Below are 14,021 nucleotides of genomic sequence, written 5' to 3' on the forward strand. Positions count from 1 at the left end.
TACAAAAAAAGAGCAAGCTGAGAAGCTTACTCTTTTACTTATGACGACGGTTTTTCCCACCAATTGGAATTGGTTTCGCTAAATATTTAATTCTCTCCATAATACGTGCTGCCTTCATTTCTTCAGCCTCACCACGCTGCGTATACGTTAAATGGTGTTCCAGTTGTTTAAAATCAAAATTAGACGTAAAGAACGTCGGTAAGTTTTCTAACATACGGAATTGCAAGATTGCACCAAGCACATCGTCACGCACAAAGCTTGACATCGCTTCTGCCCCGATATCGTCTAACATTAAAACTTGTACGCGTTTAACCGCATCAATCTTTTCACCAATCGAATTATCTTGAATTGAACTTTTAATTTCACGTAAAAATTCCGGGAAGTATACGAGCATCGAACTTATTTTCTTTCGAGCAAGCTCGTTCGCTATTGCTCCTAAAAGGTACGTTTTTCCTACACCAAATTTACCGTACAAATATAAACCTTGTGCTTTTTTACCTGGTTCATATGTACTTAAAAATTCATTCGCTGCACCAATTGCATCGATACGTGCATTTAAATCAGAAGGGTCTAAGTTTTCCATAGTTGCCTGCAAAATATCCGTTGGCATATATACACTTTGAACGAGTTTTTCATATTTCTTTCTCTCGTCATGCGCTACTTTTCTAACGCAGCGATCGTATTGAATATCAATCATCTTCCCTTGAATAACAAGCTTTGGCTCATAACCTTGTAGCATATTTTTACATGAACCTAAATCCGGACAATCCACGCAACCTACACTTTGTCCAATATATTCATATAACTTCACAAGACTGCGCTCAATCATAGAAGTCGTTACTTCACCCTTATGTTCGTCTATAAATTCTTTCACACGCGGATGCGCCATTACTTCTGCCTTTAGTACTTCATATCTATTTTTAAAGTTTTCATTTTCCATTAATTTTGCAAATGAATTTTGAATATGCTCCATTTTCTCACCTCAAAGAGCGTTCATTCTCTTCTATTAATCACGCTTATATTTTTTTAACACTTCTTCTAGTCGTTTTCTTTCATCTTCTAGCGTACTTGCATCTTTTTCTACACTTGTATCTTTCTTCTCTGTTTCTTTCTCTTGTTCTTTCGGCTCTTCTTCCTTAAGCCAATCTGGCACCATTTCTTTCCGCACCGTTTTCTTCGCCGTACGGCCTTTTTTCTTCGTCTCAGCCCACTCTTGATATTGACGGTTCTCTTCTTTCGCTAACGCCATCGCGTCCGCTACTGTACCGACCTTTTTACGTGCCCAATGCCCAGCAATCTTCTCGACATACGTTTTCGCAAGTTTCATATCTGAGCGTAGCATAACGTAATAAATAAGTACATTCACAACTCCTGGTGTCAATTTTTGATTAATCATGACATCTTCAACGATCTGCAAGTCCGCTTTCGTTGCCTCTGCACCACCAGAAATCTCTTTCAATAGTTGTTTTGGCGAGATTTCCTCTAGCTGCTTTATTAACATCTCCTCTTGCGATGAAGGCTCTTTCTCTTTCATCGTACGTGCAGCATGAGGCTGTACTCTTTCACTTAATACCGGTAATGCTTGACCATTTTCAAATTGATACCAATCGCGCGCTCCTTTTCTAAGCCTTTCCGTATCAATTGTTTGCATCTCTGTCACTGCACCAAGAACGATATTTTGCATCGATAACACATCTACACCATACACGTAAGCAAGTGTTATAACGCAGTCTCTCACTTGATCTGTAATCGCCTTTTTAGGAACAAGAGCGGACAATCCATCTACAAATAAAGAGAAATCAAAGAAATCATTCCAAACTTTCGGAGCGTCTCCCTTCTCGTTACTTGGCATAGTTGTCGTTTTTGGAATACGAAGGTCTTCTTGCGCATGCTCAAGCTGTCCTGGATTAAACGAACCAAACACATCATTGAAAGAACGCGTAACATTTTCATAAGAAGCAAAATCAAATTCTTCTTCTAAGAAATATTGCTTTACTTGATTATATTTTGTCCGGCTCAATCGATTGTATAAAAAGATACTTAAAACAATATCATCAAAAAACTGCTTCGGAGATAAAGGTGGTTGCAACTCATATATGAACATTCGAATATCTTTTTCTTTCTTAATATATACCTTCAATAGCCCAATTGCCTCTAACTTTACTCGTTCCTCATATATTTCAGGAAGTTGCATTTGCATAGTCACCATAAGGGAATGATGCGTATTCTCTTTTCCAAATACACGATCTTGCTCTAGCTCTCCCCATAGTGTCATGTATAAGCTAAAAGCTCTACTACCTATTAACGGCTGATACAACATCGTTAACACTTTTCGGTCGTAATTGTGCAGTAGCCCTTTCGCACTTACTTTATAACGATCAATCGGCAATAGCTCCATCCATGACTGTTTTTCCATTCTTGCTTTTCCTTTCTCTCATCCAATCTATCCTCTACTTCATTCGTTCTATCTTCATTATATAAATTCTTAGTGAAAAAGAGCTATTAGCTTGCGCTTCTAGCTCTCTTATCCTATTACTTACGGTATGTAAAGAGAATAAAATACAACTTCTACTCTCTTTCTTTTTGCAGTATATCTTTTAATTCTTCAATAAATACATTTAAATCTTTAAATTGACGATATACAGAAGCAAAACGTACGTAAGCAACATCATCAATATCGCGAAGTTCTTCCATGACAATTTCACCAATCATATCACTTTTCACTTCTGATATACCTAAATTACGCAGTTCACGTTCCACGCTTTGTGTTACTTCTTCTAATTGTCTTAAAGATACTGGTCTTTTTTCACACGCTTTAATTAAACCACGTAAAATCTTTTCTTTATTAAACTCTTCTCGTGTGCCTTCTTTTTTTACAACGATAAGAGGTGACTCTTCTACCCTTTCAAAGGTCGTAAAGCGACTTAAGCAGCTTTCACACTCTCTCCTTCTTCGAATAGAGCGCCCCTCGTCTACCGGACGCGAATCTAACACTCTTGTACCATTATGAGAACAGGATGGACAACGCAATACATTCACTCCTTTACACTATACTCTTTATTTTTCTCTACTCACTTCACCTAAAATATATATACAATATTATATAACTCATTCTAACTCTCTTACCACTTTAAGTTTCAGCGCATCACTTTATCATCTCATCCTTAAAAATAAGATGGTATATAGAGCACTACCTCATTTGCAAGAATCCAATTTATTCAACTAACGAGTACGTTATATTTTTCCTTTTTTATAAACTAAAAAAGAGGTGCATTATACACCTCTTTACATTTTAAATCAATTATGTTCTTTTTTAAAGAGCTTTTGTTTCTCTCTGCTTAATTTCGAAGCTACCAGTTCCTCGAGGAAGCTCGATGCTCTCACGCGTTTTCGCGTTTAAACCTTCTGCAATATATTCTGCAGCAACATTTGGATCAATACGATCCCCACAAGTATAAACATCAATACTTGCGTAACCGTGCTCCGGAAAGCTATGAATTGTTAAATGTGATTCCGAGATAATTACTACTCCACTTACACCTTGTGGTGCAAATTTATGGAAAGCAACCTCACGCACTTCAGCACCAGCTTTTAGTGCTGCATCCACAAATAATTGTTCAATATACGGCATGTCATTCAGTTTGTCGAAATCGCAATCCCAAAGTTCAGCAATCACGTGACGACCCATCGTATCCATAGTATCCATTCTACAGTTCCCCCTTGTAAATTTATTCTAACTGTTCGAATTGAAAACTAATTTGCAATTTGGCTTGCTCCACTACCACGGGGGAAAGTTAGTCCAGAGAGGTCCTAACCCTTTAAGTAGTGACTACGTACCTCAGCTCTTAAGTTTACGAGTGTTAGTATACTTTGTTTATTTTCATTTTGCAACAACAGTTTTTTCGATTTTCTGTCATATTTTCCTCTTTACTTTTCCCTAAAAAAAATAAACGATTCACAAATGCAGTAATCACAACGCTTCGTGGTATGTCCACTTTTTTAAATATACTTATATAATTTTTTTCCTTTTCAGAAAAAATTAAAAAAAGAGGGCAAATGTTGCCTTGCCCTCTCCTCCCTTATTCACTTAAATGTGTTGCACATTTTCTTGTTTCGCTAACTCTTCAACAACTAACGTTACAAGATCTACAACACGACGAGAGTAGCCCCACTCGTTATCATACCAAGCAAGTACTTTCACTTTACGATCACCCATTACCATTGTAGATAAACCATCAATAATAGCTGAGTGTGTATTTGTATTAAAGTCGATAGATACTAAAGGCTCTTCGCTGAATTCTACAATACCTTTTAACGCACCGTTTGCAACAGTTTTGAATGCATCGTTAATGGCTTCAACTGTCACATCGCGTTTTACATCTACTACTAAATCAACAAGAGACACGTTTGGTGTTGGTACACGAAGTGCCATACCATGAAGTTTTCCGTTTAAATGTGGAAGAACTTTTGCTAGCGCTTTCGCAGCACCTGTCGTTGTCGGAATGATTGATTGTCCGCAAGCACGTGCTCTTCTTAAATCTTTATGTGGGTTATCAATATTTTTTTGGTCATTTGTATAAGCGTGAACTGTCGTCATTAAACCGTTTTCAATTCCAAACTGCTCATCTAACACCTTCACAACAGGCGCTAAACAGTTTGTTGTACAAGATGCATTTGAAATAACAGTATGTTTTGTAATATCTAATTGGTCTTCGTTCACACCAACTACAATTGTTACATCTTCATTTTTACCAGGCGCTGTTAAAATTACTTTTTTCGCTCCAGCTTCAACGTGAAGAATTGCTTTTTCTTTTGAATTAAATTTACCAGTTGCTTCAATTACAACTTCAACACCTAAATCTGTCCAAGGCAATTCCTTTGGATCGCGGTTGTTTAAAAGGCGAATCATTTTTCCATCAACTAATAAGTGATCTTCAAATGCTTCTACTGTTCCGTCAAACTTGCCATGAACTGTATCATATTTAATTAAGTGTGCTAACGTTTCAGATGGATAGCTTGCATTGATTGCTACAATTTCGAATGCGCTTTCTTTTATTGCTTGACGAAATACCATTCTCCCAATACGTCCAAATCCATTAATTGCCACACGAGTCATAATATGTTATCCCCCTTGAATGCGTTATACTATTTATCTCCAATCCCAATAATAGTATAACACAAAAAGGGGATATGTCACTAAGCATTTTCATTAATTTCACAATTTTTTAGTCAATAATGTTCCACTTCTTTAAAATTACCTGCAATTGTGTTTTCGTTCCCATAATTGTGCCATCATTATTTATCACTTCATCTGCATTTTTCACTTTTTCTTCTAACGGCATTTGAGATTGAATACGAGCTGTTGCTTCTTCTTCTGAAAAGTTATTTCGTTTCATTAAACGTTCTAATTGCGTATGCGGCTTAACCGCTACAACTAAAATGCGGTCAACGAGACTTGTTAATTTGCTTTCAAATAAGAGAGGAATATCTAACACAACCGCTTGCATACCTTCTTTTATATACATTTCCTTTTGCCTATTCATTTCCTCACGCACTGCAGGATGAACAATTTTATTTAACTGCAATCGTTTTTCTTCATTATAGAAAACGACACTTCCTAGTTTTGGACGATCTAGTTCTCCATCTTCTTGTAACACTTCCGTTCCAAATACTTCTACTATTTTGTTATATGCTGGTTTTCCTCGCTCTACAACTTCTCGTGCAATAATATCTGCATCAATAACTGGTATGCTCAGTTCACGAAACATTTGAGACACTGTACTTTTTCCACTTGCAATGCCTCCTGTTAATCCAATTACTACTGTCATCATAATCCTCCTCATAATAAAAGGCGCGAAACTAATGTTCCACGCCCATACTTACATTTTCCAAATTCCAATAATAATGAGTAATACTCCAGGCAGGAATGTAAATTTTTGTAACCACTTCATATTCGATAAAACCGTTCCAAGTTTCATTCCAATAAATAAAAACAAAGAACTCATAATTGCAACTAATATCGCCATCATAGCGGGTGCATACCCTAATAAAGATGCACCAATTCCGGCACCAAATGAGTCTACAGAAAGAGCGATACCAAGAAGCAATGCTTCTCCTGCAGAAATGGTGCCTGATTTATCAAAATCTGCTACAGTCGGTTTCCGTAAAATTTGAATCACTAGCCCTAGTGAGGCAATCTCTAATTTCCAGACCTTCTCCTCTTGCTTCGGTTCTTCTTTTTTCTCACTTCGAAAAAATTGATATAATACCCAAATCCCTATTCCAATAAGAACAAGCCCACCGATACGCGTTGCGATAACAGGTGAAAATACTTTCGCGATCATATGTCCAATTCCCATTGAAACAAGCATAACAGCCGCTGAACACATTCCGATAATTATAATTGATCTTAGTGGAATTCTTACGCTTCTTAAACCATATGTTAGCCCTACACTACAGCTATCCAAGCTTAATGTAAAAGCTAATAAAATAAGAGATAAATAAAGGTACATCGGTAAGCTCCTCCCTTATACATAGCTCTGCTGTATGTATATGACAAATGCCTATCCGATGTTATCTCTTTTCTATATTCTAGGCTGACAAATTGGGCAGTAATGCGTTCCTCGCCCGCCAACAACTGTTTTTTCTAATATCGTGCCACAAGTTACGCACGGCTCTCCTTTTTTCCCATATACATTTAGGAGTTCTTGGAAAGAACCAATTTGCCCTTGTGAGTTGATATACGTCCGAATTGTACTTCCGCCACGCTTTACTGCTTCGCCTAGCGTTGTAACGGTAGCCTCATAAATTCGCTCAATTTCTTCTACTGTTAAAGACGAAGCTTCTCGTTCCGGATGAATTTGAGAACGGAATAAAACTTCATCTACATATATATTTCCAAGCCCTACTAAAAGACGCTGATCCAGTAGCACAACTTTTATTTTACGATTTGTCTTTTGTAATCTTTCTTGTAAATACTGCGGTGTCATTTCAGCATCAAATGGCTCCGGACCTAAGTCCGCAAGAGGCATTTGGTTCATTTCTTCACCTTTCTTAAAGAGATGCATCGTACCAAACTTTCTCACATCTTTATAATGTAATTCCGTTCCATCTGTAAATAAGAAACGGACGTGCGTATGTTTATCAATCGGCTCATCCTCTTGATGTAGTAAAAACTTACCTTCCATACGCAAATGTGAAACAATAACATAATTCGTTACATATAAAAGCAAAAACTTTCCTCTTCGCTTTATATTTTCAATCTTCTCGCCTTTTAGCATTTCTTTAAAGATTTCTGCATCATCCGGTCGTTTCACTATTTTTGGATAAGTAACAATAACATCTTCAATCGTTTTTCCTGTTACAAGATTTTCAAGTGTCCGTCTGACGTTTTCAACCTCTGGTAATTCAGGCATTTCATCACTTCCTTATTTTGCGTCGTACCAAGTTGGACCGTAAGAATAATCAACTTTCAGCGGAACTGCAAGTTCAATTGCATGCTCCATTACTTCAGGTACAAGCTTCTCTAATTTTTCAATTTCTTCTTTTGGCGCTTCAAATATCAATTCATCGTGTACTTGCAGAAGAAGACGTGCTTGTAATCCTTCTTCTTCTAAACGATCCGCCATAATAATCATCGCTTTTTTAATAATATCTGCGGCAGTACCTTGAATTGGTGTATTCATCGCTGTACGCTCAGCGAAGCTACGTAAATTGAAATTACGACTCGTAATTTCTGGAATATAACGGCGACGATTTAATAATGTAGCCACATATCCTTTTTGTTTCGCATCTTTTACGATGTCCTCCATGTATTCTTGTACACCAGGGAAACTTTCTAAATACTTTTCAATAAATTCCGCTGCTGCTTTTCTTGTAATTCCTAAGTTTTGTGAAAGACCATAATCACTAATACCATATACAATTCCGAAGTTAACAGCTTTCGCTTGTCGTCTCATATTTGAAGTTACTTCATCTTTTTTAACGCCAAATACATCCATAGCTGTTTTCGTATGAATATCCATATCATGTTGGAATGCTTCAACTAGCCCTTTATCATTTGCAATATGAGCTAATACACGCAGTTCGATTTGTGAGTAATCAGCCGCATACATAATCCATCCTTCTTCTGACGGAACAAATGCCTGACGAATCTTTCTTCCTTCTTCTAATCGAATCGGGATATTTTGCAAGTTCGGATCCGTTGAACTTAATCGACCTGTTTGCGTTAACACTTGATTAAAGCGAGTATGAATTTTAGATGAATCTTCATGTACAACTTTCAATAAACCTTCAATGTAAGTTGAATTTAGTTTCCCTAATTGACGATAATGTAAAATATTTGGAATAATTTCATGGTGATTCATAAGCTTATCTAGTACATCAGCTGACGTAGAATAACCTGTTTTCGTCTTTTTAATAACCGGCAAGTTTAAGTTCTCAAACAGAATAACACCAAGCTGCTTCGGTGAATTAATATTAAATTCTGTTCCCGCAAGCTTATAAATTTCCTGTTCCATTTCCTTTAATCTACCCGCAAGTTCTTCTCCCATATTACGAAGACGCTCTGTATCAACTTTTACACCCTTTACTTCCATATCAGCTAATACACGTGCAAGCGGCAATTCTAACTCTGTAAACAGTTCATATTGCTCATTCTTCTTTAACTCTTCAACGAATGTTTGCTTTACATCATATAATACATGCACTTTACGAGCCACATGCTCCGCTACTACCTCTAACTTTGGAACAGCACGCTTCGCACCTTTTCCGTAAACTTCTTCATCAGATTTCACAGCATGCGTTTCTTTCATTTTCGCTACAGTACGGAAGTCTTTATCCGTATCAGCTGGATCAAGTAAATAAGCAGCGATTAATAGATCAAAGTCAATCCCTTGCATATCTATCCCATTCCATTTCAGTGCAACGATTGCACGCTTCGCATCAAATGTATGCTTTCTCATTTCTCCATCTGCAAGCCACTCTTTAAAAGCATCTGACTTAAGAGCAATGTCTGTCTGAATAAAGTAACATCCATTTTCATTTTGAATACCGAAACCTTGAATGTCTGCTTTATGATAGTTATCTTCTTGTACTTCAACGATAAGCGCACTATCTTGCTGAAGCATTTCTTCTGTAACTTCTTCCACAATATCAAATGTAATATCATCTAATTCAGCTGGAGCAGTTTCTTCTGGCGTAACGCCTAATTTATTTAAAAGGGATGTAAATCCTAAACTCTCGAACATTGGAATGACATCACTTGCTTCATATCCTTTATACGCCATATCATCCACATGAACTGTAATCGGCGCATCTGTAATAATAGTTGCAAGATCCTTACTCATAAGAGCTTGTTCTTTATTTTCTTCCAGTTTTTCTTTTAATTTCTTCCCACTTACTTGATCTATATTTTCATACACCGCTTCAACCGTTCCAAACTGTGTTAACAATTTAATTGCCGTTTTTTCACCAACTCCTGGTACACCCGGTATATTATCTGACTGGTCTCCCATTAAACCTTTCATATCGATAATTTGCTTTGGTGATAAGCTGTATTTTTCAAATAAAGCTTCTTTCGTATATTCATCCACTTCTGTAATCCCTTTTCGCGGAATACATACAAGCGTGTTATCAGAAACAAGTTGAAGTAAATCTTTATCTCCTGAAATAACTTTTACACTTGCCCCTTGCTCACTCGCTTCTTTCGCTAACGTTCCCATGATGTCATCAGCTTCATAATTTTCTAATTCATAACGCGGTACATTGAACGCATCCAGCATCTCACGAATAAACGGGAACTGCTCTGATAATTCAGGTGGAGTCTTTTGACGCCCTCCTTTATACTCACTATACGTTTTATGACGGAACGTTGTTTTGCCTGCATCAAACGCCACTAACATATGAGTTGGCTTTTCTTCCTCTAATATTCTCATTAACATCATTGTAAAACCGTAAATTGCGTTCGTATGTATACCTTTGTCGTTATTTAAAAGCGGTAGTGCAAAGAATGCACGATACGCGATATTATTACCATCTACTAATACGACCTTTTTTTCCAAAATCGAAACCTCCCCATACAAATTTGAAATGATTTTTTTCACAGAAAAAAACCGTTCCTTTCCTCTCTCTATATTAACATGACTAATAGAGAGAAGAAAAATAACGGCTATTTTCTTTCATATATAAAACAGACTTATATTGGCATAAAGGGAAGTGACGAGAACAGCTTAACTATTCTCGTCCAAAATTACTCCTTGGATGAAGGGGTTTTCATGTATTATATTAACAGAGCTTTATTAATATTTAATTAAGCCATTGTTAATATATTGTAAACATCCTTCATCCTATTTTTCAGTTGCTGATTTCGGTAAAACAACTGTAAACGTTGTTCCTTCTCCAACTTCACTATCTACTGTAATCGTACCTTGATGCGCCTCAACTAAATGCTTTACGATCGACAATCCAAGGCCGGTACCACCAGTATTTCTACTTCTTGCTTTATCCACCCGGTAGAAACGTTCAAAAATACGCGGAATTTCCTCTTTACTAATACCAATTCCAGTATCCGATACTTTTATATAAGCATTATATTTATCTTCCGCTAACTCTACTGAAACAACGCCTCCAGCCGGTGTATATACGATTGCGTTATTAATTAAATTAATAAAGATTTGTTTCAAACGACTTGGATCTCCAATAACAGAGGCACGTTTTAATACATTCACTTGTAAAGAGATTTCTTTTTCTCCTGCTTTATTATCAAGCACCATATGAATATCTTCAAGCAGCCCCTTCATGTCAACGGTTCCCATATTTAATTTAAATCCTTGTTGTTCGATCTTCGACAAATCTAATAAATCTTCAATTAATCCTTGCATGCGCTCACTTTCTTTTAAAATAATGTGCAAGAAATGTTCGCAGAATTTTTTATTATCCATCGCTCCGTCTAAGAGTGTTTCTGAAAAACCTTTAATAGAAGTAATCGGTGTCTTTAATTCATGAGAAACATTCGCTAAAAAGTCTTTTCTCATTTGTTCTAATTTCTTTAACTCTGTTATGTCATGGAATACGAGAACAATCCCTTTCCATTCATGGTTTGTCCCGATAATAGGCGCTCCATATACTTCGAAATGCTTCCGTTCAATTCCAAGTGGTAATAACATTTGTTTACGCACTTTCACTTCTGTCATAAAGATTTCTTCTACAAGCTCAATAATTTCTGTATGATGAAACGATTCATAATATAAGCGATCTAAATATTCTTCATCTGTTACGTGGAAAGTTTCCTTATAAGAGCGGTTTACAAGGTTTATATATCCTCGGCTATCAATTAAAATCATTCCGCTTCCCATATTTTCAATTAACGTATGCAGACGATCTTGCTGCATTTCTTGTTCAAGTGTCATCTCTTGTAAATTTCGTGCTAAAATATTAATCGCTTTACTCAGCATTCCTGTTTCATCCGAATGACTTTCGTATGCACGTGCTTTATAATTACCCTTTGCCAATTCAATTGCAACTTTCGTAACCGATTCAATCGGCCTAATATATTGCCCTGTAATTTTCATACCTAAAAATACAACTACGAGACAAGCAATGACAAATCCGATAATTAATAATCCCCACGTTTTTTGATGTACGTCTCTTAAAGGATCAATTATACTTTTCACCAAAATGTATCCTTGTTTTCCTTCTACATCTTGAACGAACACCGCATGATAAAATTCATTCTTTCGATCCGTTTCTTTCGTAATTACTTTACTTCGTTGTTTTGCCACTTCCGAAGAAAGTTCTTTAATCGTCTCTGGACTAAATGCCAATTCTTGTCCTTTTCTATATTGAACTTTCTTTTTTTCATCCAAAAATACGATAGAAGCTGGTATTTTTTCTTCTAACTTTTCAAATACGTATGGATTTTTTAAGACATTATCAAAACCTTGCTCTTCTGCTAACGTCGCAACATACTCCGTCTCTTTTACCATTCTCTCTTTAGCATGATCTATATAGTAGTTTTCAAACACAGTTTCTAGTAATAAACCTAGTCCAACTAAAATAAATACAATAAGAGAAACAAATGTAAAAAGAAGCCTGGAACGAAATTTATTCATTCCCTTTTGGCTCCTCTAATTTATATCCTAAACCACGTATCGTTTTAATGTACGTCGGTTTTTTCGTATTTTGTTCAATTTTATCGCGCAAATGGCTAATATGAACATCAACAATTCGTGTATCACCAGCAAAATCATAATTCCATACAGCACTTAATAATTGATCACGTGTCAACACGCGACTTTTATTTTTCGCAAGATACACAAGTAGTTCAAATTCTTTTGGTGTTAATTCAAGCTTTCTTCCTTGGAAATAAGCCTCATAAAACTCCGGTAAAATTTTAAGTTCTGCAATTGTGATGCTATCTTCATCTGGCGCTTCTGCAACTTGTTCTTCTTGTTGTAATTTCGTACGGCGCAAAATCGCCTTCACACGAGCAACTACTTCTCTTGGACTAAATGGCTTTGTCATATAATCATCTGCCCCAAGTTCAAGGCCTAGCACCTTATCAAACTCATCATCTTTTGCCGTTAACATTAAAATCGGCGTCATAACGCGCTGCAATCGTAATTCTTTACACACTTCCATACCATCCATTTTCGGAAGCATTAAATCTAATATAATTAAATCTGGGCGTTCTGTTGTCGCTTTTTGAAGCGCCATTTCTCCATCCATCGCTGTTATAACTTCAAACCCAGCTTGTTGTAAATTAAATTCGATTAAAGTTAAGATAAATTCCTCATCATCAACTACTAAAATACGATTGTTCATTCTTTTCCTCCAAGTTATAGACTTGAAACCTTCTTCATCCTAGTATTTTCCCCGTTATTCTCATCATACTAGAAAACAAGGTCCCTCTCAATATAATTGTCTATTCATGGATTCGGATTGTGCTATTGTTATTCCTAAAAACAATTACGTTCGCCTCAATTATGTTTTGTTATCCATACTTTATATACTTCCATATCGTTATTAAATTCTACTTCCGTATGAATATTGAGTTCTCGATTTTGCGCTAAGAGAAAAGATAAAGCATACGCTATTTTATAATCTGGTGTTTCATATCCATCAAATACTCTCCCGTACATTTCATTCACAAACCCGTCTGCCCACACTTCAGCTTCTCTTACCGTTTCAAAGATCACTCTTCTCTTTTCCACCTCACCTAAAAAACCACTCCTTTAATTGACTTCAATTACCGATAATAATATTATTAATCTTAATATATAAATTAATAATATTCGGAGGTCTATTATGCGACTAATACTATCCATTCTATCTTTAGCAGTCACATGTATCCTTGCTTTTAACGCTCCGAGCTGGGATACGATTAAAACGGGTTGCTCAGAATTTGCTGAAGGGTTCAAAGAAGGGTTTTTCAACTAAAAATAGCGCTAGCATCCTTATTAAAGGTATGCTAGCGCTATTTTTATTTTCATCTTTTAAAAGTTATCTAATGCTTTTTCCATAATGGAAACAGATTTATAAGGTGGCGTTACTGTTAATGAACCCTTTACAACAGTTTCTCCTTTTTCATCATGAGCAGATACAAGCATATCAATTGTATGTTCCTCCTCAGAAACAGCCACAACTTCAAAGTGGATTTGTAACGTTTCATAATGGTGAACATGTTTCACGAATGTAAGGTCCTTTCTCGTAATATGACTTCCTGGACCCGGTAAATATTTCGTAACCGCCGTTGTAATCATTCCCGTTAGCATAATGCTTGGTACAATCGGCTTTTCATACGGAGTTTGGGATGCGTAATCATGCTGAATATATAATGGATTGGCATCATTCGTTAACCCTAAGTACAATAACAAATCTTTATCCTCAATTTTTTCAGTGATAGATAATTTCTCTCCTACTGTAATTTCATCCATTTTACGACCAATTTGAACTTTTTTCTTTAACATGTTACAACCCCCTCCGATTTTTTCACCTTATTATCCTACTAAAAGCGATACCTT

General features: G+C 36.3%; 13 protein-coding genes and 1 pseudogene. 1 reads left to right on the plus strand and 13 read right to left on the minus strand.

The window, feature by feature from the left end; translation table 11 throughout:
* Positions 1–34: 34 nt before the first annotated feature.
* From dnaI to DN407_RS22670, 12 genes and pseudogenes are all read right to left on the minus strand, one after another.
* A complete protein-coding gene (gene dnaI, locus DN407_RS22615) occupies positions 35–973 on the minus strand; it encodes a primosomal protein DnaI (protein ID WP_000400104.1) in 939 nt (312 codons plus the stop codon).
* A 33-nt stretch (positions 974–1,006) separates the two neighbouring features.
* A complete protein-coding gene (locus tag DN407_RS22620; protein WP_000415029.1) occupies positions 1,007–2,416 on the minus strand; it encodes a replication initiation and membrane attachment family protein in 1,410 nt (469 codons plus the stop codon).
* Positions 2,417–2,568: 152 nt separating this feature from the next.
* On the minus strand, positions 2,569–3,030 hold the full coding sequence (gene nrdR / locus DN407_RS22625) for a transcriptional regulator NrdR (protein ID WP_001203687.1): 462 nt from the start codon (positions 3,028–3,030) through the stop codon (positions 2,569–2,571).
* A 283-nt stretch (positions 3,031–3,313) separates the two neighbouring features.
* Positions 3,314–3,697, minus strand: coding sequence for an adenosylmethionine decarboxylase (gene speD, locus DN407_RS22630; protein WP_098413228.1), 384 nt, complete (start codon positions 3,695–3,697; stop codon positions 3,314–3,316).
* A gap of 390 nt (positions 3,698–4,087) precedes the next feature.
* Positions 4,088–5,116, minus strand: coding sequence for a glyceraldehyde-3-phosphate dehydrogenase (locus DN407_RS22635; RefSeq protein ID WP_000198974.1), 1,029 nt, complete (start codon positions 5,114–5,116; stop codon positions 4,088–4,090).
* A 109-nt stretch (positions 5,117–5,225) separates the two neighbouring features.
* Positions 5,226–5,828 (minus strand): dephospho-CoA kinase, encoded by a 603-nt coding sequence (gene coaE, locus DN407_RS22640; RefSeq protein WP_000219315.1) that lies wholly within the window; start codon positions 5,826–5,828, stop codon positions 5,226–5,228.
* A 51-nt stretch (positions 5,829–5,879) separates the two neighbouring features.
* Positions 5,880–6,512 carry a sporulation membrane protein YtaF gene (gene ytaF, locus DN407_RS22645; protein ID WP_000281743.1) on the minus strand — a complete coding sequence of 211 codons (633 nt, stop codon included), beginning with the start codon at positions 6,510–6,512 and terminating at the stop codon, positions 5,880–5,882.
* A gap of 72 nt (positions 6,513–6,584) precedes the next feature.
* On the minus strand, positions 6,585–7,415 hold the full coding sequence (mutM, locus tag DN407_RS22650) for a DNA-formamidopyrimidine glycosylase (protein WP_001114478.1): 831 nt from the start codon (positions 7,413–7,415) through the stop codon (positions 6,585–6,587).
* A 12-nt stretch (positions 7,416–7,427) separates the two neighbouring features.
* Positions 7,428–10,061 (minus strand): DNA polymerase I, encoded by a 2,634-nt coding sequence (polA, locus tag DN407_RS22655; protein WP_000412804.1) that lies wholly within the window; start codon positions 10,059–10,061, stop codon positions 7,428–7,430.
* A 285-nt stretch (positions 10,062–10,346) separates the two neighbouring features.
* On the minus strand, positions 10,347–12,110 hold the full coding sequence (phoR, locus tag DN407_RS22660) for a sensory box histidine kinase PhoR (RefSeq protein ID WP_001032106.1): 1,764 nt from the start codon (positions 12,108–12,110) through the stop codon (positions 10,347–10,349).
* Complete coding sequence (gene phoP, locus DN407_RS22665) at positions 12,103–12,822, minus strand: two-component system response regulator PhoP (protein ID WP_001065220.1); 720 nt, start codon at positions 12,820–12,822, stop codon at positions 12,103–12,105. The genes phoR and phoP overlap by 8 nt, the downstream gene beginning before the upstream one ends.
* Before the next feature lie 155 nt (positions 12,823–12,977).
* Positions 12,978–13,216, minus strand: a pseudogene (locus DN407_RS22670) (hypothetical protein).
* An 89-nt stretch (positions 13,217–13,305) separates the two neighbouring features.
* On the opposite strand from DN407_RS22670, the gene DN407_RS32250 reads away from it, so the two are divergent.
* A complete protein-coding gene (locus tag DN407_RS32250) occupies positions 13,306–13,437 on the plus strand; it encodes a hypothetical protein (protein WP_001237022.1) in 132 nt (43 codons plus the stop codon).
* Between the two features lie 56 nt (positions 13,438–13,493).
* Here DN407_RS32250 and DN407_RS22675 read toward each other — a convergent pair whose 3' ends face one another.
* Positions 13,494–13,967, minus strand: coding sequence for a MaoC family dehydratase (locus DN407_RS22675; RefSeq protein WP_000914181.1), 474 nt, complete (start codon positions 13,965–13,967; stop codon positions 13,494–13,496).
* Between the last annotated feature and the right edge of the window lie 54 nt (positions 13,968–14,021).

The sequence above is a fragment of the Bacillus sp. JAS24-2 genome (genome assembly GCF_008274905.1).
In the GTDB taxonomy this organism is placed as follows: domain Bacteria; phylum Bacillota; class Bacilli; order Bacillales; family Bacillaceae_G; genus Bacillus_A; species Bacillus_A cereus.